The sequence below is a fragment of the Thermomonas sp. genome (genome assembly GCF_046293095.1).
Lineage (GTDB): Bacteria > Pseudomonadota > Gammaproteobacteria > Xanthomonadales > Xanthomonadaceae > Thermomonas.
This window is the reverse complement of sequence record NZ_JBKBPN010000006.1, coordinates 70,752-92,831: the sequence shown is the minus strand read 5'-3', so window position 1 is coordinate 92,831 and position 22,080 is coordinate 70,752. Positions and strand designations below refer to the sequence as shown.

Sequence of the window (22,080 nt, the reverse complement as noted above, 5' to 3'; positions counted from 1 at the left end):
ATATGGACATTCTCAGCGTTATCGGCGCGATCCTCGGGCTGGTCGCCCTGATGGGTGGCAGCGTACTCAAGGGTGCCGGCCTTTCGGGGCTATGGTCGCCCGCCGCGTTTGTCATCGTCATTCTTGGAACCCTGGCGGCGATCCTGCTGCAGACGCCGATGCATACCTTCAGCCGCGCCCTGCGCATCATGCGCTGGGTGTTCTTCCCGCCGCCGCAGGACCATGCCGGCTTGATCGCCAGGATGGTCGACTGGAGCAGCACCTCCCGCAAGCAGGGCCTGCTGGCGCTGGAGCCGGTGCTGGACCAGATCGCCGACCCGTTTCTGCGCAAGGGGCTGCAAATGGTGGTGGATGGTGTCGAGCCGGAGACCATGCGGCAAATGCTGGAAATCGAAGCCGAGGCGCAGCACCACCGCGACACCGCCGCGGCCAAGGTGTTCGAGGGCATGGGTATCTATGCCCCCACGCTGGGCATCATCGGCGCGGTGCTGGGCCTGATGGCGGTGATGAAGAACCTCAGCGACCCCAGCAAGCTGGGCCACGGCATCGCTGCGGCGTTCACGGCGACCATTTACGGCATCGGCTCGGCCAACCTGCTGTTTCTGCCGATGGCCTCCAAGCTCAAGGGTGTGATCCACCGCCAGCAGGTGGAACGCGAGATGCTGATCGAAGGCTTGCTGGCGATCGCCGAGGGCGAGAACCCGCGCAACATCGAAGCGCGCCTGAGCGGCTTTCTGCACTGAGACCGCGCAGCCATGGCACGCCGCCCCTCCAAGCACCACGAAGAGCACCTCAACCACGAAGCGTGGGCCATCCCCTATGGCGACCTGCTGACGCTGCTGCTGGCCTTCTTCGTGGTCATGTACGCGATTTCCTCCCTCAACGAGGGCAAGTACCGCGTGGTCGCGGATTCACTCTCGGCCGCTTTCGGTGGGCCGCCGCGTTCCATCAAGCCAGTGCAGGTGGGCCAGGTACAGCTGCGCGGCGGCGATTTCGACCATCCGTCCGTGGTTGATACCGGCGCCCGTCGCGGCCCCACGCAGCCGACTCGCATCGAAGTGCCGATGCCGCTCACCCGGCGCCAGCAGCAGCCCAGCCCGGATGCGGCGCGCGCCAGCCAGGCGCAGCTGAACGCACTGGGCGATGATATCGAGAGAGCGCTTTCGGGGCTGGTAAAGAGCGGTCTGGTGCGACTGCGCCGGGGTGAAAACTTTCTGGCGGTGGAAATCCAGAGCGACCTGCTCTTCGCCAGCGGGGTAGCGACGCCGAGCGCCGCCGCGCTGACCACCATCCGCCAGTTGGCTACCGTGCTGCGCGACGTGCCCAACGCGGTGCGGGTGGAGGGCTATACCGACAACCAGCCGATCAACACGGCGCAGTTCCGCTCCAATTGGGATTTGTCCGCCGCCCGCGCGACCAACGTGGTCTACGAGCTCATCGACGCGGGCATCGCACCCTCGCGGTTGGCCGCGATGGGCTATGGCGAATACCAACCGATCGCGGACAATGCGACGGTCGCCGGACGCAGTGCCAACCGGCGCGTGGAGCTGGTGATCCTGGCCAGCTCGCGCGGAGTGGACAGCGTGATGGAGGGCTTGGACATGCGCGGCAAGCCCGCACCGCGGCCGGATCGTGCCACAACCCAACAAGGAGCGCCGTGATGCGTGTCTGGGCAATCGCCAACCAGAAAGGCGGGGTGGGCAAGACCACCAGCGCACTCTGCCTGGGCCGTTGTCTGGCCGATGCCGGCAAGCGCGTGCTGCTGGTGGACCTGGATCCGCACGGGTCGCTGACGCGCGCCTTCGGCGTCCCGGTGGAGCCGCCGCCAGCGGGCACCTATGACCTGTTCAACGGCCGCAGTCTCTCCGAGGTCGCCCGTCCCAGCGGGTACGCCTGCATCGACCTGGTCGCCGCACAGCCCGCCATGGCGACCCTGGAGCGACGCAGCGCCACCCAGCCAGGCCTGGGGCTGGCGCTGGGACGTGCGCTGGAGGCCGCGGCCGACCGCTACGACTTCGCCCTGCTGGACTGCCCGCCGACACTCGGCCTGCTGCTGGTCAATGCGCTGGCTGCGTGCGACCGGCTGATCGTCCCGACCCAGACCGACCCACTGGCGCTGCACGGCCTGGCGGGCATGCTGCACACCGCGGCGATGGTGGAGCGTTCGCGCGCCCGCCCGCTGCTGCGGCAGATCCTGCCGACCCTGTTCGACAAGCGTACCCGCACCGGCCAGCAGACGCTGGAACAACTGCAGTCCCACCCCGATGCCGCCGCCTGCCCCCACCCCATCCCGGTGGACACGCGCCTGCGCGACGCCGATGCGCTGGGCACGCGCGAACACATGTACGGGCGCGGCATGATCGCCTACGAACACGCCATGCAATGGCTGCTGGACACCGCTCCCGCCGAACAGGAGGCCGCATGAACCCGCAAGGAACCACGCTGGCCGCCAAGCCGGACGCGGAAGGGGTGGTCGATGCCTACGTCGACGCGCTGCTGGCACTTCCGGTGGCGGGGGCTGCGCCGGTTCCGCCCGAGGCCGCGCAGGACACCGCTGCCGACCTTGACGTGCCGCCGGATGCCGCAGTGTCCGAGGCATCGGCCGCCGTTCCGGATATCCAGGCGGCAGGCGACGGCGTGACCATGGACGTTGACGTGACCACTTCCGTGCAAGGGCTTGGGCCTGAAGATCCCGCGGATGTCCGGGAGCCGGCCGCCGAATGCGCAGCGGTGGAGGAATGTGCCGCGTCTGAAGCCGTGTATCCGCCTGCCAGCGAGGAAGCGGATGCCGTTGGCGCACCTGCAATGGAGCCTGTGGCGGCCGCCTCTGTCGCCGCACCCGTCGCCGCACCTGTCGCGGCCCGGCCGGCGCAGCCGGTCTTCGCGGTGGACGAAACAGCGGAGGATATTGCGCCGGCGCCAGCCCCGGTCGGCCAACGCTGGCTGCGGGTTGCGGTAGGCGATGACCGCTACGCAGTGGAGCTGCTGCGGGTGCAGGAGGTGGTCCGGCTGGCGCCGCTGATCGCCGTGCGCGGTGCAGTGCCGTCCCTGCTGGGCGTGATGAACCTGCGCGGGCGTGTGGTGCCGGTTCATGACCTTGGCCGCTGGCTGCGTCGCGCACCGGTGGTGGTCGACGAACGCTCCCGCATCGTCGTGCTGGAATTCCAGGACGACCTGGTCGGGCTGCTGGTCACCGCGGTGACCGACGTGGTGACGCTGGACGGCCCGCAGATCGAGCCGCCTGCCCGCGGCCTGCGCGACCGCATCGGCATGGGCATCGCGCGCACCCCGGGAGCGCCGCCCACGGTCCTGCTGGATGCGCGGGTGGTGTTCGACTGACGCCCGGCAGGGCAAACTGTGCACGCCCGCGCAATTCGCATCGACCGCCTCAAGTCCCCGGCCGGGGCGCCGATAATCGGTCTGGGATCAAGCCCTTTTTCGAGCCATCCATGCCCCTGTCCCTACAAGCCGATCTGGGAATCGAACAAGTCGCCGACCTGCAAGCGGCCCTACAGCCGCATTTCGACGACGAGGTGCTGGAGTTGTCCGGCGCCGAGGTACGCCGTGTGCACACCGCGGGCCTGCAACTGCTGCATGCCTTCATGCGTGACCGTGCTGCGCGCGGGCGCGTCACCACCATCACCCTTCCCTCGCCGACCCTGGTCGAGGCCGCGCGCCAACTCGCGCTCGCGGCCAGTCTGGGCGTCGATACCGCCCCCGGAGACGCCGCGTGAGCGCAAACCTTCTGATCGTTGACGATTCCACCTCCATGCGCCAGATGGTGGCCTTCGCGCTCACCAGCGGCGGCTACAACGTCAAGGAAGCCGAGGATGGCATTGCCGCGCTGGAAGTGGCCAAGACCCAGAAATTCGACGCGGTGATCACCGATGTCAACATGCCGCGCATGGATGGCATCGAACTGATCCGCCAGCTGCGCGCCCTGCCCAGCTACAAGTTCACCCCGCTGCTCATGCTCACCACCGAATCCGGTGCCGACAAGAAGAGCGAGGGCAAGGCTGCCGGCGCGACCGGCTGGCTGGTCAAGCCGTTCGATCCGGAGCAACTGCTCGCCACCGTTCGCAAGGTTCTCGGCTAAGTCACCCCCGGGGTATCCATGGACATCACCCGCTTCCACGCCACATTCTTCGAGGAAAGCCGCGAAAACCTCGCCGCCATGGAAGCCGGGTTGCTGGACATGGAATCCGGCGGCGGCGGCATCGATACCATCCACGTGGTGTTCCGTGCTGCCCACTCCATCAAGGGCGGTAGCGCCACCTTCGGCTTCACCGCCATCGCCGAGCTGACCCATCTGCTGGAAACCCTGCTGGATGAGGCGCGCAGCGGCAAGCGCACGCTGGATGGCGTGGCCATCAGCGCGCTGCTGGGCTCGGTGGATGCGCTGCGCATGCTGCTGGCGGCCGCGGAGCACGGCGATGCCATCGACCAGGCAATGCTGACGCGCGCCCGCGCCGAGCTGGAGCGCCTGCTCTCCGGCGCCGGGGAGGCCCCTGCAGCCCAGGCCGCGCCCACCGCTGCCAAGCCGGCGGCAAACACAGAGCCGCAAGGCTGGTCGATCAGCTTCGAACCCGAGCGCTCGCTGTTCCTGAGCGGCAACGACCCGCTGCGGATGCTGCGCGAGTTGGGCCAGCTGGGCGAACTGAAGGTGACCTGCCGCGACGATGCGCTGCCGCCTTTCCAGGAACTCGACCCGTTCGAGGCCTGGCTCGCCTGGGACCTGCAGCTGATCGGTAACGTGAAGCGCTCGGCGATCGAAGACACCTTTGCCTGGGTCGAGGACCAGTGCACGCTCAACATCGCGCCGCTGGCCGCCGAGGCGGCCGCGCCGGCGCCCGCGACCACCGAGCCGGTGCCGTCGGCTCCAGCCTCGCCTGCGCCCGCGCCCCCTGCGCCTTCCGCGCCCGTGGCAGCCGCGGCCAGCACCGCCGCTGGCGGCAGCCGCCACGATGCCGTCGAGACCACCATCCGCGTCGCCGTGGACAAAGTCGATGCGCTGATCAACCTGGTCGGTGAGCTGGTCATCACCCAGGCCATGCTGGCGCAGCGCTCCGCCGAGCTGGACCCGGGCCTGCACGAGCAGCTGCTGGCCGGTCTGGGCCAGCTGGACCGCAACACCCGCGACCTGCAGGAAGCGGTGATGTCGGTGCGCATGCTGCCGGTCGATTTCGCCTTCAGCCGCTTCCCGCGGATGGTGCGCGACATCGCCTCGCGGCTGGGCAAGAAGGTCAATCTCAAGACCTCCGGCGAAGGCACCGAGCTGGACAAGGGCGTGATCGAGAAGATCGTCGATCCGTTGGTGCACCTGGTCCGCAACGCCATCGACCACGGCCTGGAAACGACCGAGCAGCGCATTGCCGCCGGCAAGCCCGAGGCCGGCACGGTCACGCTGTCCGCCGCGCACCAGGGCGGCCACATCATCATCGAGGTCCGCGACGACGGCCGCGGCCTGAACCGCGAAAAGATCCTGGCCAAGGCCGCCGAGCGCGGCATCGCCGTGCCGGAGAACCCCACTGACGCGCAGGTGTGGGACCTGGTATTCGCCCCCGGGTTCTCCACTGCGGATGCACTCACCGATCTGTCCGGCCGCGGCGTCGGCATGGACGTGGTGCGCAAGAACATCAACGCGCTGGGCGGCCAGGTGGAAATCCGCAGCCGCCAGGGCGAAGGCACCACCGTATCGATCCGCCTGCCGCTGACCATGGCCATCCTGGACGGCATGACCGTCTCGGTAGGCGGCGAAGTCTTCATCCTGCCGTTGAACGTGGTGGTGGAATCGCTGCAGACCGTCCCCGACCAGATCAAGACCGTGGCGGGCAACTCGCGCCTGCTGCGCGTGCGCGAGGACTATGTCCCCCTGCTCGACCTGGCGTCCCTGTACGGCCTGCCCGCGGCCCGCGAGGGCGCGCAGCCGATCGCCGTGGTGGTGGAAAGCCAGGGCCAGCGGCTGGCGTTGGAAGTGGACGAACTGCTGGGCCAGCAGCAGGTGGTGGTCAAGAACCTGGAGCGCAACTACCGGCGCATCACGGGCGTTGCAGGCGCCACCATCCTCGGCGACGGCCGGGTGGCGCTGATCGTGGATGTCGGCAGCCTCCCCACCAAGAGCCAGGCGGCCCCCGCGGCGATCACCGAAGCGTACCTCCAGGGCGAGATGGCGCGGGTCATCGAGCTGGCCAAGCGGCCGCGCAAGGTCGCCTGAGCCGATTGCCTGCCCTGCAGATCCGCAGGGCGCGACGCACCGGCGGCAGCGCCCGCTGGTGCTGCTGGTCATCCTGCGGAACCCCGGCCACAGCAAGGGCGATGGGATCGCAAGGAGCGTCAGCGCTCTGGCGTGATTTCATCGCGCCGGGGCATCAGCGCGGTGCCAGCAAGCCCCGCCGCTTGAACCAGATCTCCACCGGCCAGGTCAGAAGCGGCGGGACCGCCGCCAGCAGCGCCACCAGCAGCGCCCATCCCGGCCAACGCAGGCGCGCGCCCACCCACACCGTCACCACCACGTAGGCCAGGAAGGCCAGCCCGTGCAGGCGGCCGAACAGCCAGACGCCCAGCTCCGTGGTGCCGCTGACGTATTTCAGGTACATGCCGACCAGCAGACCGGTCCAGGTCAGGGCCTCGACCAGGGCAACGGTGGCGAAGAGTTTTCCGGAACCCCCGAGGGCTGGCGTGTCGGTCATGGCATGGCTCGGGTTCGATGATGTCCAAAAAGAAGCGCCCGGAGTTGCCGGGCGCTCGGTCGCCATTCGCGTACGCCACTCGGGTGACGGGCGGCGATAGGACAGGGCTCAGGCCGCGACGGAATCCGCCACCTGCCGGTACTCCTCGATCTGGTCGAAGTTCATGTAACGGTAGATCTCGGCGCTCTTGTCGTTGATCACACCGATGTCCGCCATGTATTCCTCTCGGGTCGGGATGCGGCCCAGCCGCGCGCAGATCGCCGCCAGCTCCGCCGACCCCAGATACACGTTGGTGTTGCGGCCCAGACGGTTCGGGAAATTGCGGGTCGAAGTGGACATCGCGGTGCTGCCCTCGCGGATCTGCGCCTGATTGCCCATGCACAGCGAGCAGCCCGGCATTTCCATGCGCGCGCCGGCGGTGCCGAAGGTGCCGTAGTGGCCCTCATTGGTCAGCTCAGCGGCGTCCATCTTGGTGGGCGGTGCGATCCACAGGCGGGTCGGGATGTCGCGCTTGCCTTCCAGCAGCTTTGCCGCGGCGCGGAAATGGCCGATGTTGGTCATGCACGAGCCGATGAACACCTCGTCGATCTTGGCACCGGCCACGTCGGACAGGGTCTTGGCATCGTCCGGGTCGTTCGGGCAGCACACGATCGGCTCGACGATCTCGGCAAGGTCGATCTCGATCACTGCCGCATATTCGGCGTCGGCATCCGGCTCCAGCAGCTGCGGGTTGGCCAGCCATGCTTCCATCTTGGCGATGCGGCGCTGCAGGGTGCGGGCGTCCTGGTAGCCCTCGGCGATCATCCACTTCAGCAGCGTGATGTTGCTGTTGAGGTATTCGATGATCGGGGCCTTGTCCAGGCGCACGGTGCAGGCCGCCGCAGAACGCTCGGCGGAAGCGTCGGCCAGCTCGAAGGCCTGCTCCACCTTGAGATCGGGCAAGCCCTCGATTTCCAGGATGCGGCCCGAGAAGATGTTTTTCTTGCCCTGCTTGGCCACGGTCAACAGGCCCTGCTTGATGGCGTACAGCGGGATCGCGTGGACCAGATCACGCAGGGTGACGCCCGGCTGCAGCTTGCCCTTGAAGCGCACCAGCACCGATTCCGGCATGTCCAGCGGCATCACGCCGGTCGCCGCGGCGAACGCGACCAGGCCCGAGCCGGCCGGGAACGAGATGCCGATCGGGAAGCGGGTGTGCGAATCGCCGCCGGTGCCCACAGTATCCGGCAGCAGCATGCGGTTGAGCCAGCTGTGGATGATGCCGTCGCCCGGGCGCAGCGAGACGCCGCCACGGGTGGAGATGAACTCCGGCAGGGTGTGGTGGGTTTTCACGTCCACCGGCTTCGGGTAGGCGGCGGTGTGGCAGAACGACTGCATCACCAGGTCGGCGCTGAAGCCCAGGCAGGCCAGGTCCTTCAGCTCGTCGCGGGTCATCGGGCCGGTGGTGTCCTGGCTGCCCACCGAGGTCATCTTCGGTTCGCAGTAGGTGCCCGGGCGCATGCCCTTCCCTTCCGGCAGCCCGCAGGCGCGGCCGACCAGCTTCTGGGCCAGGGTGAAGCCCTTGCCAGTGTCCGGCGGGGTCACCGGCAGGCGGAACAGGTCGGTGGCCGGCAGGCCCAGCGCTTCGCGCGCCTTGCCGGTCAGGCCGCGGCCGATGATCAGCGGGATGCGGCCACCGGCGCGCACCTCGTCGAACAGCACCTCGGACTTCAGCTCGAACTCGGCGATCACCTCACCGTTCTTCAGCGCCTTGCCCTCGTACGGGCGCAGCTCGATGACATCGCCGTGCTCCATCTTCGACACGTCCAGCTCGATCGGCAGCGCGCCCGCGTCTTCCATCGTGTTGTAAAAGATCGGCGCGATCTTGCCACCCAAGCACACACCGCCGGCGCGCTTGTTGGGGATGTAGGGGATGTCGTCGCCGGTCCACCACAGCACGCTGTTGGTGGCCGACTTGCGGCTGGAACCGGTGCCGACCACGTCGCCCACGTAGGCAACCAGGTGGCCCTTTTCCTTCAATTTGAGGATCTCGCCGATCGGGCCGCGCTTGCCATCTTCCTCCGGCACGAAGGGCGCGTCGGGTCGCTTGTTCTTGAGCATCGCAAGCGCGTGCAGCGGGATGTCCGGACGGGTGGTGGCGTCCGGCGCCGGCGACAGGTCGTCGGTATTGGTCTCACCCGGCACCTTGAACACGGTGATGGTCAGCGATGCCGGCACTTCCGGCTTGCTGGTGAACCATTCGGCGTTGGCCCAGCTTTCCAGCACGGCCTTGGCGTTGGCATTGCCGGCCTTGGCCTTTTCCTCGACATCATGGAACGCATCGAACACCAGCAGGGTGTGCTTCAGCGCGTCGGCGGCCACGGCGCCCACCTCGGCGTCATCCAGCAGCTGCACCAGCGGCGCCACGTTGTAGCCGCCCAGCATGGTGCCCAAGAGCTCGGTGGCGCGGGCACGCGGAATCAGCGGGTTTTTCTCGCTGCCGAAGGCCAGCGCCGCCAGGTAGCTGGCCTTGACCTTGGCAGCATCGTCCACGCCGGCCGGCACGCGGTGCACCAGCAGATCCAGCAGAAACTCCGCTTCGCCAGCGGGGGGCGCCTTCAGCAGCTCGATGACATCGGCGGTCTGCTGTGCGGTCAGCGGCAGCGGCGGAATGCCGAGGGCGGCGCGCTCGGCTTGGTGTTTGCGGTAGGCGTCCAGCATGGGGGTTTCCTTGGCGTGTGCTACGTGGGGTGAAGGGCCTCAATCCCGGGGAACGATCAGCTTCAGGCCCTTGAAGTAATCGCGGTAGAACTCGGCATCGAACGTGATCAGCGCGTCACACTGCAGCAGGGCGTGCGCACCGACCAGGAATTCAGAAATCTCGCGCGGCGTACCGGTGCGCTGGCGCTGGCGGCGCTGCATCTCGCCCGCGCGCAGCGCGGACTTGGCTTCGACCGGACTGAAGTGGATGCCCATTTCCTCCAGCGCGGCCAGCGCGTCGGCGCCGTTGCGCAACGTGGCGGACAATCGGGCCAGCGCGGCATCGCCCACCACGACCCGGCCGGCGCCCAGCGCCTGGCGAAGAGTGGCCTCGACGGCATCGGCATGCGGGCCGTCGGCCAGCAGCTCGACCAGCACCGGGGCATCGACGGCGATCATGCGGTCCTGCCCTTGCCCGGTGGCGCATCCAGCGCGAACTTGCCGCGCACCCGCGAAATGGCGTCATCCACGTGCTTGCTCAGCACGATGCGCCCGCCGTCCAGCTCCACCTTGAGCACGCTGCCCTTGGTCAGGCCCAGCGCGTCGCGGACCGCCTTCGGCAGGGTGATCTGGCCGCGCTCCGCAACGGTGGCTTCCATGGACATTCCGGGCGAATGGGTAGGCTGAAAGTATACATACTTTTTTATGCATACCTTGCCGAAGCCGAGCTGCCGGCGCGCTCATCACCTTGGGCATTCACCCCAGGCTTGTGTGGTTGCCACCGGCATGCCTGGCCAGATACAGGGCGCGCTCGGCACGCTGGCGCAGCTGGGCCGGCGCCTGATCCTCGTCCCCCAACTGCACCAGCCCTGCGCTGAATGTCACGTAGTTGGGGCCCGCCTCGTCGGCTTGCCGCCAGCCGCGGTAACCGGCGAATGCCACATGCAGGCGCTGGCTGAAGCGCTTGCCGCCCTCCAGGTCGGTATCAGTGAGCAGCACAGCGAATCCGTCACCGTCCAGCCGCGCCGGCAGGTCGGAAGTGCGGCAGACCCCACGCAGCAAACGTGCGGCCTCCTTCAGCACCGCATCGCCCACCGCGTGCGACCAGTTGTCATTGATCTGCTGGAAGTGGTCCACATCCAACAGTAGCAAGCAAAGCGCCTGACCATGGCGCTTGGATCGCGCGAAATGGTGCGCAAAGCCCTCTTCGAAAGCCCTGCTGTTCGGCAACCCGGTCAAGCCATCCTCGTGGGCCTGCCGACCGAATTCCACCGCCTGCTGCTGCAGCCGTTCGGCCATCCGGTCGCGCTCGCTGCGAGCCGCCTGCAGGCGCTCATCCTGCAGGCTTGCGTCGGTGGAGGTTGCCTGCAACTGTCTTGCCAGCGCATTGCGTGCACGCCGGTGGCGCACCCCCCAGGCCAGCCCCAGGGCGGCACCGATCAGCAACCCCAGCAGCGGACCGGCCCAAGCCCAGACGTCATGCGCACCGCTGCCGGCGGTCTGGGCGGGCAGGCCCGCCGCTGGCAGCGCCGGGGCCAGAGCCAAGAACAGACAGGGCCACACCCGGCGGAATCGTGCTGGCATCATTGCATCCATCGCGGCCCTGCCCCTTTCAATCCCGCTTAACATGAAACGCGCATGATGGGCGTCATGCCATCCAGCGTGCGCTGTGCATCTGCGCCCCCTTGTCCGGAGCCATACCATGCGAAACAGTTTCGATACCCGTGACACCCTCCATGTTAACGGCAGGGATCACGCATTCCACAGCCTGCGCCGGCTGGGCCAGCGCTTCGACCTGGCCACCCTGCCCTGGTCGCTGAAGATCCTGCTGGAGAACCTGCTGCGCCACGAGGACGGCGTCACCGTGTCACCCGCGCATATCGAGGCGCTGGCGACATGGCGGGCCGACGCGGTGCCGGACACCGAAATCGCCTTCATGCCGGCGCGCGTCATCCTGCAGGACTTCACCGGCGTACCCTGCGTGGTGGACCTGGCCGCCATGCGCGACGCCGTGGTCAAGCTGGGCGGGCGGCCGGAGCAGATCAATCCACAGATCCCGTCCGAGCTGGTGATCGACCATTCGATACAGGTGGACGCCTTCGCTCGACCCGACGCGCTGGACATCAACGGTCGCATCGAATTCGAGCGCAACGCCGAACGCTACGGCTTCCTGCGCTGGGGCCAGAAGGCGTTCGCCGATTTCAAGGTGGTGCCGCCGAACACCGGCATCGTCCACCAGGTGAACCTGGAGTACCTGGCCAGGGTGGTGATGACGCGTGAGGTCGATGGTGAGACCTGGGCTTTCCCGGACACCGTGTTCGGCACCGATAGCCACACCACCATGATCAACGGCATCGGCGTGCTGGGCTGGGGCGTGGGTGGCATCGAGGCCGAAGCGGCGATGCTGGGGCAGCCTTCCTCCATGCTCATCCCGCAGGTGGTGGGCTTCCACTTGACCGGCCAGTTGCCGGAAGGGACCACCGCCACCGACCTGGTGCTGACCGTTACCCAGATGCTGCGTGCGCATGGTGTGGTCGGCAAGTTCGTCGAATTCTTCGGCGATGGCCTGCAGCATTTGCCGCTGGCGGACCGCGCCACCATCGGCAACATGGCGCCTGAATACGGCGCCACCTGCGCGATCTTCCCCATCGATGCCGAATCGCTGGCCTATCTGCGGCTGTCCGGTCGCAGCGAAGACCAGATCGCGCTGGTGGAAGCGTACGCCAAGGCGCAGGGGCTGTGGCACACGCCGGATAGCCCGCATGCGCGTTACAGCAGCACCCTGACGCTTGACATGCGTACGGTGCAGCCCTCGCTGGCCGGCCCCAGACGTCCACAGGATCGCGTCCTGCTGGCTGACGTGCCGGCCAACAGCCGCGCGGCTATCGAACAGCTCACCGCCCGGCGCAACCAGCGCAGTGCCGAGGTGTCCGATTTCATCGCGGAAGGCGGCAGCGCCGCCGTGGGCAACGAGTCCCTGCAGAAGGGGGAAGCCCATGTGGCGATCGATGGCCAGCAGGTGAAGTTGCAGGACGGCGCGGTGGTCATCGCCGCCATCACCTCCTGCACAAACACCTCCAACCCCGCAGTGATGGTGGCCGCCGGCCTGCTGGCCCGCAACGCCGCCGCGCGCGGGCTGACCCGCAAGCCGTGGGTGAAGACCTCGCTGGCGCCCGGCTCGCGCGTGGTGACCGACTACCTGCAGCGCGCCGGCCTGCTGGAGGCACTGGAGCAACTGGGTTTCTACGTGGTGGGCTACGGCTGCACCACCTGCATCGGCAATTCGGGGCCGCTGCCGGCGGAGGTCAGTGCCGGCATTGCCGCGGGTGATCTGTGCGTTGCCTCGGTGCTGTCAGGCAATCGCAATTTCGAAGGCCGCATCCACGCCGAAGTGAAGATGAATTATCTGGCCAGCCCACCGCTGGTGGTGGCCTATGCGCTGGCCGGCACCACCAGTGTGGATCTGACCCGCGAACCGCTGGGATATGGCCGCGACGGTGCGCCGGTCTACCTCAAGGACCTGTGGCCCACTGCCAAAGAGGTGGCTGACACCATCGCCTCCACGCTGGGCCCGGCGCTGTACCGCAGCAACTATGCCAATGTGTTCCAGGGCGATGAGCGCTGGAACGGCATCGCCTCGCCCGACGGCGAGCTTTACGTCTGGGACGAGGCCTCGACCTATATCAAGAACCCACCCTATTTCGACGGCATGACGATGGAGGTCGGCCGGATCAAGGACATCCACGACGCGCGCGTTCTGGGGCTGTTCGGCGATTCCATCACCACCGACCACATCAGCCCGGCCGGCAGCATCAAGAAAGACTCCCCGGCAGGGCGCTACCTGATGGCGCGCGGCGTGCAGCCGGCCGACTTCAACAGTTACGGCAGCCGGCGCGGCAACGATGACGTGATGGTGCGTGGCACCTTCGCCAACATCCGCATCAAGAACCTGATGCTGGGCGGCGAAGAAGGCGGCAACACGCTCTATTTCGGCACGCAGCCTCCGGAGAAACTGGCCATCTATGACGCCGCGATGCGTTACAAGGCCGACGGCACGCCGCTGGTGGTCATTGCCGGCAAGGAGTACGGCACCGGCTCCAGCCGAGACTGGGCGGCCAAGGGCACGCTGCTGCTGGGCGTGAAAGCCGTGATCGCAGAAAGCTTCGAACGCATCCACCGCAGCAATCTGGTGGGCATGGGCGTGCTGCCGCTGCAGTTCCGCGACGGCCAGAATGCGCAGACTTTGGGCCTCAGCGGCAACGAGCGCTATACCATCACTGGACTGGCCAATGGCGAGTCGCGAACCGCCACGGTCACCGCCACCCGCCCCGACGGCACCCATACCGTCTTCGAGGTGGATGTGCTGCTGTTGACGCCGAAGGAAGTGGAGTACGCCCGGCATGGCGGGCTGTTGCAGTACGTGTTGCGACAGTTGGCAAGCCGGCAGGCCGCATGATGGCGGGCCAGGCCTGCGCCGCCTCCGGCCGGTCTCCCGCGCTGGGATAGCACAGCAAAAGCACCCTTCCGACCGACAGACACCACGACGCGCTCACCCGTTGCTGCCGATAACGGCAGCCGCGGCTGCAGCTGCGTGCAACTGGCGCGACTTTGCCGTGTTGGCGCCCGGCACGGGCTGGACGGGCGCGTCTGCTGCACGTCGGCTACCGCAGCCACCAGACCGGCGCCCGCCACGGGCCATCCGAATGCCGCATTGCAGCACTCTTGCCGCGCGCCGCATCGCCTTGTCAGGGTGTGGCGGCTATGCTCAAATCCAAAGGTTGTCCATACGCAGCCGCATCCAGCGGCGAATCATTCGCAGGGGAGTTGTGCATGAGTGTCGAACGTCCTTGGCTGGCCCATTACCCTGCCGGCGTGCCCGCCAGCATCGACCTGGACGAGTTCGCGTCGATCAACGACGTTTTCGATTCCGCCCTCCAGAAGTACCGCGACAAGACCGCGTTCCTCAACATGGGGAAAGGCATCACCTATGCCGAGCTGGATCGCCTGAGCCGCGACTTCGCCGGCTACCTGCTGGGCGAACTCAAACTCCGCAAGGGCGATCGCGTGGCGATCATGATGCCCAACTGCCTGCAGTACCCCATCGCGCTGTTCGGCGTGCTGCGCGCCGGGTTGACGGTAGTCAACACCAACCCGATGTACACCGCCCGTGAACTCAAGCACCAGCTGAGCGATTCAGGCGCCAGCGTGCTGCTGGTGATGGACAACTTCGGTCACGTGGCGCAGGAGGTGCTGGCGCAGATGCCGGGCGTGCGCGCCATCACCACTGGCCTTGGCGACATGCTGGGCTTCCCGAAGGGGGCGCTGGTCAATTTCGTCCTGAAGTACGTCAAGAAAATGGTGCCCGACTACGCCATCCCGGGCGCAGTCCGCTTTCGTGACGCCCTGACCCTTGGCCGCATGCACACGCTGCCGGAGGTGCGCAACGCCCCTGAGGATCTGGCTTTCCTGCAATACACCGGCGGTACCACCGGGGTCTCCAAGGGCGCCATGCTGACCCACCGCAACATGGTGGCCAACATGCAGCAGGCGGCCGCCTGGGTGGGCGCCAACGTCAAGCTGGGCGAGGAAAAGATCGTCACTGCGCTGCCGCTGTACCACATCTTCGCGCTGACGGCGAACTGCCTGGTCTTCATGAAGTTCGGCGCAGCCAATCTGCTGATCACCAACCCGCGCGACATGCCGGGGTTCGTGAAGGAGCTGAAGAACTCGGGCTTCACCGCCATTACCGGCGTGAACACCCTGTTCAATGGCCTGCTGCACACACCGGGCTTCGAGCAGGTCGATTTCTCCCGCCTGCACCTGACCCTGGGCGGCGGCATGGCCGTGCAGCGCGCCGTGGCCGAGAAGTGGAAGCAGGTCACCGGGGTGACGCTGGCGGAAGCCTACGGCCTCACCGAGACCTCGCCGGCGGTCTGCATCAACCCGCTGGACCTGCGCGACTACAACGGCTCCATCGGCCTGCCCATCCCGTCGACCGACGTCTGCATCAAAGGCGACGACGGCGCGATCCTGCCGACCGGCGAAATTGGCGAGTTGTGCGTGCGGGGCCCGCAGGTGATGAAGGGCTATTGGCAGCGCCCGGACGAAACCGCCAAAGTGATCGATGCCGAAGGCTGGCTGCACACTGGCGACATGGCCAGGATGGACGAGCAGGGCTACTTCTACATCGTCGATCGCAAGAAGGACATGATCCTGGTCTCGGGGTTCAACGTGTACCCGAACGAAGTCGAGGACGTGATCGCGATGATGCCGGGCGTACTAGAAGTGGCCGCGATCGGAGTGCCCGACGAAAAATCCGGCGAAGCCGTGAAAGTGTTCATCGTCAAGAAAGATCCCGCGCTCACCGACGAGGATGTCAAGGCGTTCTGCCGCAAGAACCTGACCGGCTATAAGCAGCCGCGTTATGTCGAATTCCGCAATGAACTGCCCAAGAGCAACGTCGGCAAGATCCTGCGCAAAGAGCTGCGCGCACCCTCGCAGTCCTGACCGTTGCACTGCTGCCGCCACATCCCGAACCCCGCGCCCGCCGCGGGGTTTTTTCCTTGCACTTTCAGAAATTTGGGCGCATAGAGGGCGCACCGGGCCCTCTTCCTCCTCCTTCGTGTCCCGCCGGCCGTGGCCCGGGCCGGCGCCACTCGTCAGGAGAATCCCATGGCTACCGCCACCCTCGAGAAACTCGCGTCCGCCCCCCGCTATGCCACCCTGCGCACCGCTGAAAGCGCCGACGGAACCGTGCACTGGTGCCACATGCACGCCGACCTGGCAACCTCGCCCGGCCGTGCCTGCTTCAAGCCGGCGCTGGTGGACGACATCCTGCAGTACCAGGCCCTGCTCGGCGATCGCCTGCGCCGCGACCAGGGCCGGGATGGCGGCACGCTGACCCACGTGGTGCTGGCCTCCGACTGCGATGCGTTCAACCTGGGCGGCGACCTCGAATATTTCTGCGACGCCATCCGTCGCCAGGACCGCGCCGCGCTCTATGCCTACGCGCAGCAGTGCGTGCGCGGCGTGCACGCCTTCCATGCGGGTCTGGACGCAGGCGCACACAGTATCGCGCTGGTCCAGGGCGATGCGCTGGGCGGTGGCTTCGAGGCGGCATTGAGCTGCCATACCATCGTGGCCGAGGAAGGCGTTGGAATGGGGTTGCCGGAGGTGCTGTTCGACCTGTTCCCCGGCATGGGCGCCTATTCGTTCCTGTGCAAGCGCATCACCCCGCACAAGGCCGAGCAGCTGATGCTGAGTGGCGAGGTCCTGTCCAGCGAAGAACTGCACAAGATGGGCCTGGTGGACGTGCTGGCACCGCGTGGACAGGGCGTTCTGGCGGTGGAGGAAGTGATTCGCGCCAACCGCCGCATCCCCCACGCACGCGCCGCCATGCACAAGGTCCGGGCGATGGCGCAGCCGGTGACCTTGGACGAGATGATGGCGATCACAGGGGTGTGGGTGGATACCGCCCTGCAGCTGGGCGAGAAGTCCATGCGCACGATGGAGCGCCTGGTCCGCGCGCAGTACCGCCGCCATGGCGCACCCGCTGCGGCGCAAGCCTGAGGTGCAGTGAAAAGTGCGCGGAGCTGACTTTGGCGGAACCCATCGCTTGCGCGGTTGCTTCCCCGAACCTGCCGTCCTGGGCTGGGGAACCTCTGATCTGTTCGGAGGATGCTAGGGCAGATCCTCGCGCGCGGCCTGCCATCCGCCGCGCGCCTCCAGCGCCTGTTCGCCATGGCGCAGGCGCTGGATCAGGATTGCGAGGTGGCGCTGCCAGTCCCGCCCCAATTCAAAGCCGGTCATCTGCATCATCAGGCTGCTGAGCCGGGCAACCTGGACCAGACCCAGGTTGCCGGCGATGCCCTTCAGGGCATGGGCCTGCTCGCGCAACGCCTCCCAGTCCTCGGCTTCGCCCGCGTGCTGCATCTTGGCCAGCGCCACCCGCGCATCGGTGACGCACTGGCCGATGAAATCGGCCTCGAAAGCCTTGCCCATGCCGAGCGAAGCGAACTCATCCAGCACCGAAGGATCCAGTACCTGTTCGGTGGATGCATGCAATTGCGCGCGCGGTGTTTCGGGCGCGGCCGCAATGCTTTCGCCCTCGCCCGCCACGATGCCGGCAATCGTATCCAGCAGGCGCGCCACCGAAAACGGCTTGGTGATGAAGGCCTTGGCGCCCGCGTCGGTACAGGCCTTCACCGCCTCGGGCGTGGCGTCGGCGCTGATGATGACCACAGGCGTGCGGCTGCGACCGCCTGCTTCCATCACCCGCAGCTGACGCAGCAGGTCGATGCCGCTCAGCGTGGGCATGTGCAGGTCCATCAGCGCCAGCTCGAAATCGCCGCCCGCCAGCGCGTCCAGAGCCGCCTCGCCATCGTCCACCGTCATCACCCGGTGTCCGGCTTTCTGCAACAGGTTCTGCAGGAGTAGCCGGTTGGCGGCGTGATCGTCGGCCACCAGCACGCGCACCGGCCGGACGCGCGCCCGATGGCGCAGGAAGGGGTCGCTGAAGGCAATCACGTTGGCCGAGGGCTCGTCCCCGGCCGGCTGGGACGCCGTGCGGGCGGCGGGCGACGCGACCGCCCGCTCATCGCGTGCCGATGCCAGCGCGAACGGCAGTTCCACCCAGAACCGGCTACCCAGGTTCTCGTTGCTCTCGAATCCGATCGTGCCGCCCATCGCTTCGGTCAGGCCCTTGGCAATGGTGGTGCCCAAGCCACTGCCCTGGTGGCGGCGAGACAGGCTGTTATCGGCCTGCTCGAATGCTTCGAACAACCGTGCCCGTGCCGAGGATGGGATACCAATGCCGGTATCGGAGACCGTGAAGCGCAACCGCACGCGGCCGGGCGCGGCGTCGGCCGACTTCGCCACCGTCATCCGCACTTCACCCGATGCCGTGAACTTGATGGCATTGCCCAGCAGATTCACCAGTACCTGGCGCAGGTGGCCCGCATCGCCCTGCAAGCGTAGCGGCACATCCGGCTCCACGATCACCAGGTAATCCAGCCGCTTGGAGCGCGCCTCCGGGCGCAGCATCAGGTTGATCTGCTCCAGCAGGCCGTCGAGCTCGAAAACTTCTTCCTTCAGGCGCAGCTTGCCGGCCTCGATCACCGAGATGTCCAGCACGTCCTCCACCAGCGCCAGCACGGCGCGGGTGGATGCCTGGATGGTTTCCAGATAGCTGCGTTGCTCCGCGTCCATGCGGGTGCTGGCCAGCAGTTCCGCCATCCCCGACAGGCCGTTGAGCGGCGTGCGGAATTCGTGGCTCATGTTGGCCAGGAAGCGGCTCTTGGCCAGATTGGCACGCCGCGCCTCCTCGGCCGCGGCGGTCAGCGCCTTCAGCAGGGAAGCGAAATACAGCGGCACCGCGACTAGACCGATCAGCAACCCCCACGACAGGTAAGGATTCGCCCGCCAGTAGTCGGTGGAGAGCATCATCGCGCCAAACGAGACCGCCGCCAGCGCGGTGGCCGCGAACAGGTAGCGCGGGCCGTAGCGCATACCGTTGCCAATGGTGACCCACAGATAGACCGCATACAGCGGCGCGGCGGATTCGCCCTGCAGGTACATCACCCAGCCCAAGGCCATGTAGTCGGCCAGCATGCCAAGCCAGCGCCGAAGGTGCGACGGGCGCGGGTCCGCCACAATGGCCGCGATCAGCGCGAGTGAAAACACCAACTCACCCACCAGCAGGATCCAGGTGCCGATCAACGCCTCGCTGGCGCCCCCCCTGCCCACCTCCCAGCCCAGGTAGATGCAGAACAAGGCGGTGATGGCGATACGCACGAACACCTGCTCGTGCTCACTGTCCGCACGCCCGTGCAGCCGTGACCGCAGCAGCGCCCAGAACCGGCTCATGGGTTCAGCGCCAGTCCTGGCGGACCGCAACGTGCGAGTAGCGGTCGCAGATGTCGTACAGGCGCGGCATATTGTTCATCAGGGCGCGCACGCATGCAGGGTCGAACATCGTGCCGCTATGGGCGCCGATGAACTCCAGCGCCCGGGCGATCGTCCACGGCTGCTTGTACGGACGTGGCGACAGCAGCGCGTCGAACACGTCCGCCACCGTCACGATGCGCGCCTCCAGCGGGATCTCATCGCCGGCCAGGCCATCGGGATAGCCATTGCCGTTCCAGTGCTCGTGGTGGCGCAGTGCGATCTGCGCGCCCACCTGGATGAAGCGGTTCTGGCTGTCCTGCAGCAACTGGTAGCCGATCCGCGGATGCTGCTGCATGCGTTTGCGTTCATCGGCATCCAGCGGGCCGGGTTTCATCAGCACGGCGTCGGGGATGGCGATCTTGCCGATATCGTGCAGCGGCGCGGCCAGTTCGATGGTGCGGACATGGCTTTCCGGCAGGCCCAGCTCCTCGGCGATCAAGCTGGCGACATGCGCCATGCGTTCGAGGTAGGCACTGGTGCCGGCATCGCGGAACTCGATGGCGCGGGCCAGACGATGCAGCGTCTCACGCTCGCGCTCCTCCACTTCGTGCATGCTGGCCAGCAAGCGCTGCTCCAGCGACAGGGCGCGCTGTTTCACAGACTCCGACTGCTGGCGCAACTGCAGCAGATTGCGGCAGCGCGCCCGGAGTTCGCGCGGCCGGATCGGCTTGACCAGGAAATCGATGACGCCCGCATCCAGCGCAGCCTGACGGATCGGCTCGTCGCCAACCACCGTCACCAGCACGATCGGCACGTCCCGGTTACGCAATGGCTGGCGGAAAGCACGGGCGAGTTCCAACCCGTCCATGCCCGGCATGCGGTAGTCCAACAGGAGCAGGTCCGGGCGGTTGTTCTCGCACCAGGTCAAGGCCTCCTGCGGTTCTCCGAAATCATGGGCGGACACCTGCGGGCCGATGTCCTGCACGATATGCCGCAGCATTGTGCGGACCGAAGGTTGGTCGTCGACAATCACGACATCCATGCTGCCTCCCTTCCCGGCGATGGCGCGAAGCTGTGGGGTTTCCGCATCCTCACCGCATTGGTCCGGGTTGGCAAGAGGGTGCCCGCCCGGGACGGCGCGCAGCGGGGGGCCCGGAATCCAGTCAACCACCTGGGCGCATGTACGGGAACAGCAGCACGTCGCGGATCGAACTGGAACCGGTCAGCAGCATCACGAAACGGTCGATGCCCACGCCGAGGCCACCGGTAGGGGCCAGGCCCACTTCCAGGGCCCGGATGTAGTCGGCGTCGAAGTGCATGGCCTCGTCGTCGCCGCCTTCCTTCGCCTCGACCTGGGCGCGGAACCGCGCAGCCTGGTCTTCGGGATCGTTCAGTTCGGAGAAGCCGTTGGCCAGCTCCTTGCCGCCGACGAACAACTCGAAGCGGTCGGTGATGCCGGGCTCGCTGTCGGATTCGCGCGCCAGCGGGCTGACCTCCACGGGGTAATGGGTGATGAAGGTCGGCTGGATCAGGCCGCTCTCGACGGTCTTCTCGAAGATCTCCAGCAGCAGCTTGCCCCAGCCGTAGCCAGGCTTGACCGGGATCTTCAGCCGCGCGCAGTGCGCGGCCAGCGCGTCGCGGTCGCGGCAGTCGGCGGCGGAGATCTCCGGGTTCCGTTCGCGCACCGCCTCTTCCAGCTTCCAGCGGCGGAAGGCCGGGCCCAGGTCGATGGTGTTGCCGTCCCACTCGAACACGGTGGTGCCCATCGCCTCGTGGGCGACGTCGCGCATCATCCCTTCGGTCAGATCCATCACCTCGGTGTACGTGGCGTAGGCCTCGTACAGCTCCAGCATGGTGAACTCGGGGTTGTGGCGGGTGGACACGCCTTCGTTGCGGAAGTTGCGGTTGATCTCGTACACGCGCTCCAGGCCGCCGACGACCAGGCGCTTGAGGTACAGCTCCGGCGCCACGCGCAGGAACAGGTCGATGTCCAGGGCATTGTGGTGGGTGATGAAGGGACGCGCGGTGGCGCCGCCGGCGATGTAATGCATCATCGGCGTCTCCACTTCCAGGAAGCGGCGCGCGTCCAGCCAGCGGCGGATCGCCGCGATAATGCGCGAACGTGCGATGAACACCTCACGCGCTTCCGGCGTCACGATCAGGTCCACGTAGCGCTGGCGGTAACGCTGCTCGACATCACTCAGGCCATGGAACTTGTCCGGCAGCGGCCGCAGCGACTTCACCAGCAGGCGCAGCGATTCCACCTTGACCGACAGCTCGCCGGTCTTGGTCCGCATCAGCCCGCCTTCGGCCGCCACGATGTCGCCGATATCCCAGCCCTTGAACGCCTCATAGGCCTCGCCCAGCGCATTGGCCTGCAGGAACAGCTGGATGCGGCCACTCATGTCCTGCACGGTGGCGAATGCCGCCTTGCCCATCACCCGCTTGGCCAGTATGCGCCCGGCAATCGCCACCCGACGACCGCTGGCCTCCAGCGCCTCGCCGGTCCAGTGGTCGGCATCGGCGTATTCGGCCTGCAGGTCACCGGCATAGTCGGTGCGGCGGAAATCGTTGGGAAAGGCGACGCCCTGGCCGCGCAGCGCCGCCAATTTGGCGCGGCGCTCGGCGATCAGGCGGTTCTCGTCGGTTGCAGGGGTGTCGGCGGCGTCAGTCATGGGAAAGGCAAGAGCCGGCCGCCAGCGGTGGCCGACCCGTCGAGGCAAAGAAAAAGGTCGGAAAGCATAGCAGAGCCGTTTCCGGCCACCATCCGGTGGTGCTCGACGGAAATCCGGCATGGATTCGGCACTCTTTTTGCATCTCGTCGATG

General features: G+C 67.0%; 17 protein-coding genes and 1 pseudogene. 10 read left to right on the top strand and 8 right to left on the bottom strand.

Going from position 1 to position 22,080, the window contains the following annotated elements; all coding sequences use genetic code 11:
* The first annotated feature begins 2 nt into the window (after positions 1–2).
* The 7 genes and pseudogenes from ACK4SG_RS11250 to ACK4SG_RS11220 form a co-directional block, all read left to right on the top strand.
* Positions 3–743, top strand: a complete 741-nt coding sequence (locus ACK4SG_RS11250; RefSeq protein ID WP_409601843.1) for a flagellar motor protein — start codon at positions 3–5, stop codon at positions 741–743.
* A gap of 12 nt (positions 744–755) precedes the next feature.
* Positions 756–1,661, top strand: a complete 906-nt coding sequence (motD, locus tag ACK4SG_RS11245; protein ID WP_409601842.1) for a flagellar motor protein MotD — start codon at positions 756–758, stop codon at positions 1,659–1,661.
* Positions 1,661–2,425 carry a ParA family protein gene (locus tag ACK4SG_RS11240; RefSeq protein ID WP_409601841.1) on the top strand — a complete coding sequence of 255 codons (765 nt, stop codon included), beginning with the start codon at positions 1,661–1,663 and terminating at the stop codon, positions 2,423–2,425. Before motD ends, ACK4SG_RS11240 begins: the two co-directional genes overlap by 1 nt.
* Positions 2,422–3,339: a chemotaxis protein CheW gene (locus ACK4SG_RS11235; RefSeq protein ID WP_409601840.1), complete on the top strand. Its 918-nt coding sequence runs from the start codon at positions 2,422–2,424 to the stop codon at positions 3,337–3,339. The genes ACK4SG_RS11240 and ACK4SG_RS11235 overlap by 4 nt, the downstream gene beginning before the upstream one ends.
* A gap of 110 nt (positions 3,340–3,449) precedes the next feature.
* On the top strand, positions 3,450–3,734 hold the full coding sequence (locus ACK4SG_RS11230) for a lipid asymmetry maintenance protein MlaB (protein ID WP_374557147.1): 285 nt from the start codon (positions 3,450–3,452) through the stop codon (positions 3,732–3,734).
* Positions 3,731–4,096 carry a response regulator gene (locus ACK4SG_RS11225; RefSeq protein WP_409601839.1) on the top strand — a complete coding sequence of 122 codons (366 nt, stop codon included), beginning with the start codon at positions 3,731–3,733 and terminating at the stop codon, positions 4,094–4,096. Before ACK4SG_RS11230 ends, ACK4SG_RS11225 begins: the two co-directional genes overlap by 4 nt.
* A gap of 18 nt (positions 4,097–4,114) precedes the next feature.
* A pseudogene (locus ACK4SG_RS11220) lies at positions 4,115–6,139 on the top strand (chemotaxis protein CheA); the annotation flags it as partial.
* A gap of 229 nt (positions 6,140–6,368) precedes the next feature.
* On the opposite strand, the gene ACK4SG_RS11215 reads toward ACK4SG_RS11220, so the two are convergent.
* From ACK4SG_RS11215 to ACK4SG_RS11195, 5 genes are all read right to left on the bottom strand, one after another.
* Entirely contained in the window at positions 6,369–6,689 is a 321-nt protein-coding gene (locus ACK4SG_RS11215) for a DUF3817 domain-containing protein (protein ID WP_409601838.1), read from the bottom strand.
* 108 nt (positions 6,690–6,797) lie between these two features.
* Complete coding sequence (gene acnB, locus ACK4SG_RS11210) at positions 6,798–9,389, bottom strand: bifunctional aconitate hydratase 2/2-methylisocitrate dehydratase (protein WP_409601837.1); 2,592 nt, start codon at positions 9,387–9,389, stop codon at positions 6,798–6,800.
* A 39-nt stretch (positions 9,390–9,428) separates the two neighbouring features.
* On the bottom strand, positions 9,429–9,827 hold the full coding sequence (locus tag ACK4SG_RS11205; RefSeq protein WP_409601836.1) for a type II toxin-antitoxin system VapC family toxin: 399 nt from the start codon (positions 9,825–9,827) through the stop codon (positions 9,429–9,431).
* The gene (locus tag ACK4SG_RS11200; RefSeq protein ID WP_409601835.1) at positions 9,824–10,027 is read right to left on the bottom strand and encodes an AbrB/MazE/SpoVT family DNA-binding domain-containing protein; all 204 of its coding nucleotides are present in this window, start codon (positions 10,025–10,027) and stop codon (positions 9,824–9,826) included. The genes ACK4SG_RS11205 and ACK4SG_RS11200 overlap by 4 nt, the downstream gene beginning before the upstream one ends.
* A 97-nt stretch (positions 10,028–10,124) precedes the next feature.
* Complete coding sequence (locus ACK4SG_RS11195; RefSeq protein ID WP_409601834.1) at positions 10,125–10,913, bottom strand: GGDEF domain-containing protein; 789 nt, start codon at positions 10,911–10,913, stop codon at positions 10,125–10,127.
* A 157-nt stretch (positions 10,914–11,070) separates the two neighbouring features.
* Here ACK4SG_RS11195 and acnA point away from each other — a divergent pair, with 157 nt between their 5' ends.
* The 3 genes from acnA (at position 11,071) to ACK4SG_RS11180 (ending at position 16,937) form a co-directional block, all read left to right on the top strand.
* Positions 11,071–13,824, top strand: coding sequence for an aconitate hydratase AcnA (acnA, locus tag ACK4SG_RS11190; protein ID WP_409601833.1), 2,754 nt, complete (start codon positions 11,071–11,073; stop codon positions 13,822–13,824).
* A gap of 374 nt (positions 13,825–14,198) precedes the next feature.
* A complete protein-coding gene (locus ACK4SG_RS11185) occupies positions 14,199–15,875 on the top strand; it encodes a long-chain fatty acid--CoA ligase (protein WP_409601832.1) in 1,677 nt (558 codons plus the stop codon).
* A 165-nt stretch (positions 15,876–16,040) separates the two neighbouring features.
* A complete protein-coding gene (locus ACK4SG_RS11180) occupies positions 16,041–16,937 on the top strand; it encodes a crotonase/enoyl-CoA hydratase family protein (protein ID WP_409601831.1) in 897 nt (298 codons plus the stop codon).
* Positions 16,938–17,048: 111 nt separating this feature from the next.
* On the opposite strand, the gene ACK4SG_RS11175 is transcribed toward ACK4SG_RS11180, so the two are convergent.
* The 3 genes from ACK4SG_RS11175 to lysS all read right to left on the bottom strand — a co-directional run bounded on the left by ACK4SG_RS11175 (position 17,049) and on the right by lysS (position 21,928).
* A complete protein-coding gene (locus ACK4SG_RS11175) occupies positions 17,049–19,232 on the bottom strand; it encodes a response regulator (RefSeq protein ID WP_409601830.1) in 2,184 nt (727 codons plus the stop codon).
* A gap of 4 nt (positions 19,233–19,236) precedes the next feature.
* Positions 19,237–20,295: an HD domain-containing phosphohydrolase gene (locus ACK4SG_RS11170; protein WP_409601829.1), complete on the bottom strand. Its 1,059-nt coding sequence runs from the start codon at positions 20,293–20,295 to the stop codon at positions 19,237–19,239.
* Positions 20,296–20,416: 121 nt separating this feature from the next.
* On the bottom strand, positions 20,417–21,928 hold the full coding sequence (lysS, locus tag ACK4SG_RS11165) for a lysine--tRNA ligase (RefSeq protein ID WP_409601828.1): 1,512 nt from the start codon (positions 21,926–21,928) through the stop codon (positions 20,417–20,419).
* Positions 21,929–22,080: the final 152 nt, after the last annotated feature.

Excerpts from the sequence above, each read along its gene's own strand:
- ACK4SG_RS11250 (WP_409601843.1), top strand. The coding sequence starts at position 3 with ATGGACATTCTCAGCGTTATCGGCGCGATCCTCGGGCTGGTCGCCCTG.
- motD (WP_409601842.1), top strand. The coding sequence starts at position 756 with ATGGCACGCCGCCCCTCCAAGCACCACGAAGAGCACCTCAACCACGAA.
- ACK4SG_RS11240 (WP_409601841.1), top strand. The coding sequence starts at position 1,661 with ATGCGTGTCTGGGCAATCGCCAACCAGAAAGGCGGGGTGGGCAAGACC.
- ACK4SG_RS11235 (WP_409601840.1), top strand. The coding sequence starts at position 2,422 with ATGAACCCGCAAGGAACCACGCTGGCCGCCAAGCCGGACGCGGAAGGG.
- ACK4SG_RS11230 (WP_374557147.1), top strand. The coding sequence starts at position 3,450 with ATGCCCCTGTCCCTACAAGCCGATCTGGGAATCGAACAAGTCGCCGAC.
- ACK4SG_RS11215 (WP_409601838.1), bottom strand. The coding sequence starts at position 6,689 with ATGACCGACACGCCAGCCCTCGGGGGTTCCGGAAAACTCTTCGCCACC.
- acnB (WP_409601837.1), bottom strand. The coding sequence starts at position 9,389 with ATGCTGGACGCCTACCGCAAACACCAAGCCGAGCGCGCCGCCCTCGGC.
- ACK4SG_RS11205 (WP_409601836.1), bottom strand. The coding sequence starts at position 9,827 with ATGATCGCCGTCGATGCCCCGGTGCTGGTCGAGCTGCTGGCCGACGGC.
- ACK4SG_RS11200 (WP_409601835.1), bottom strand. The coding sequence starts at position 10,027 with ATGGAAGCCACCGTTGCGGAGCGCGGCCAGATCACCCTGCCGAAGGCG.
- acnA (WP_409601833.1), top strand. The coding sequence starts at position 11,071 with ATGCGAAACAGTTTCGATACCCGTGACACCCTCCATGTTAACGGCAGG.
- ACK4SG_RS11185 (WP_409601832.1), top strand. The coding sequence starts at position 14,199 with ATGAGTGTCGAACGTCCTTGGCTGGCCCATTACCCTGCCGGCGTGCCC.
- ACK4SG_RS11180 (WP_409601831.1), top strand. The coding sequence starts at position 16,041 with ATGGCTACCGCCACCCTCGAGAAACTCGCGTCCGCCCCCCGCTATGCC.
- ACK4SG_RS11175 (WP_409601830.1), bottom strand. The coding sequence starts at position 19,232 with ATGAGCCGGTTCTGGGCGCTGCTGCGGTCACGGCTGCACGGGCGTGCG.
- ACK4SG_RS11170 (WP_409601829.1), bottom strand. The coding sequence starts at position 20,295 with ATGGATGTCGTGATTGTCGACGACCAACCTTCGGTCCGCACAATGCTG.
- lysS (WP_409601828.1), bottom strand. The coding sequence starts at position 21,928 with ATGACTGACGCCGCCGACACCCCTGCAACCGACGAGAACCGCCTGATC.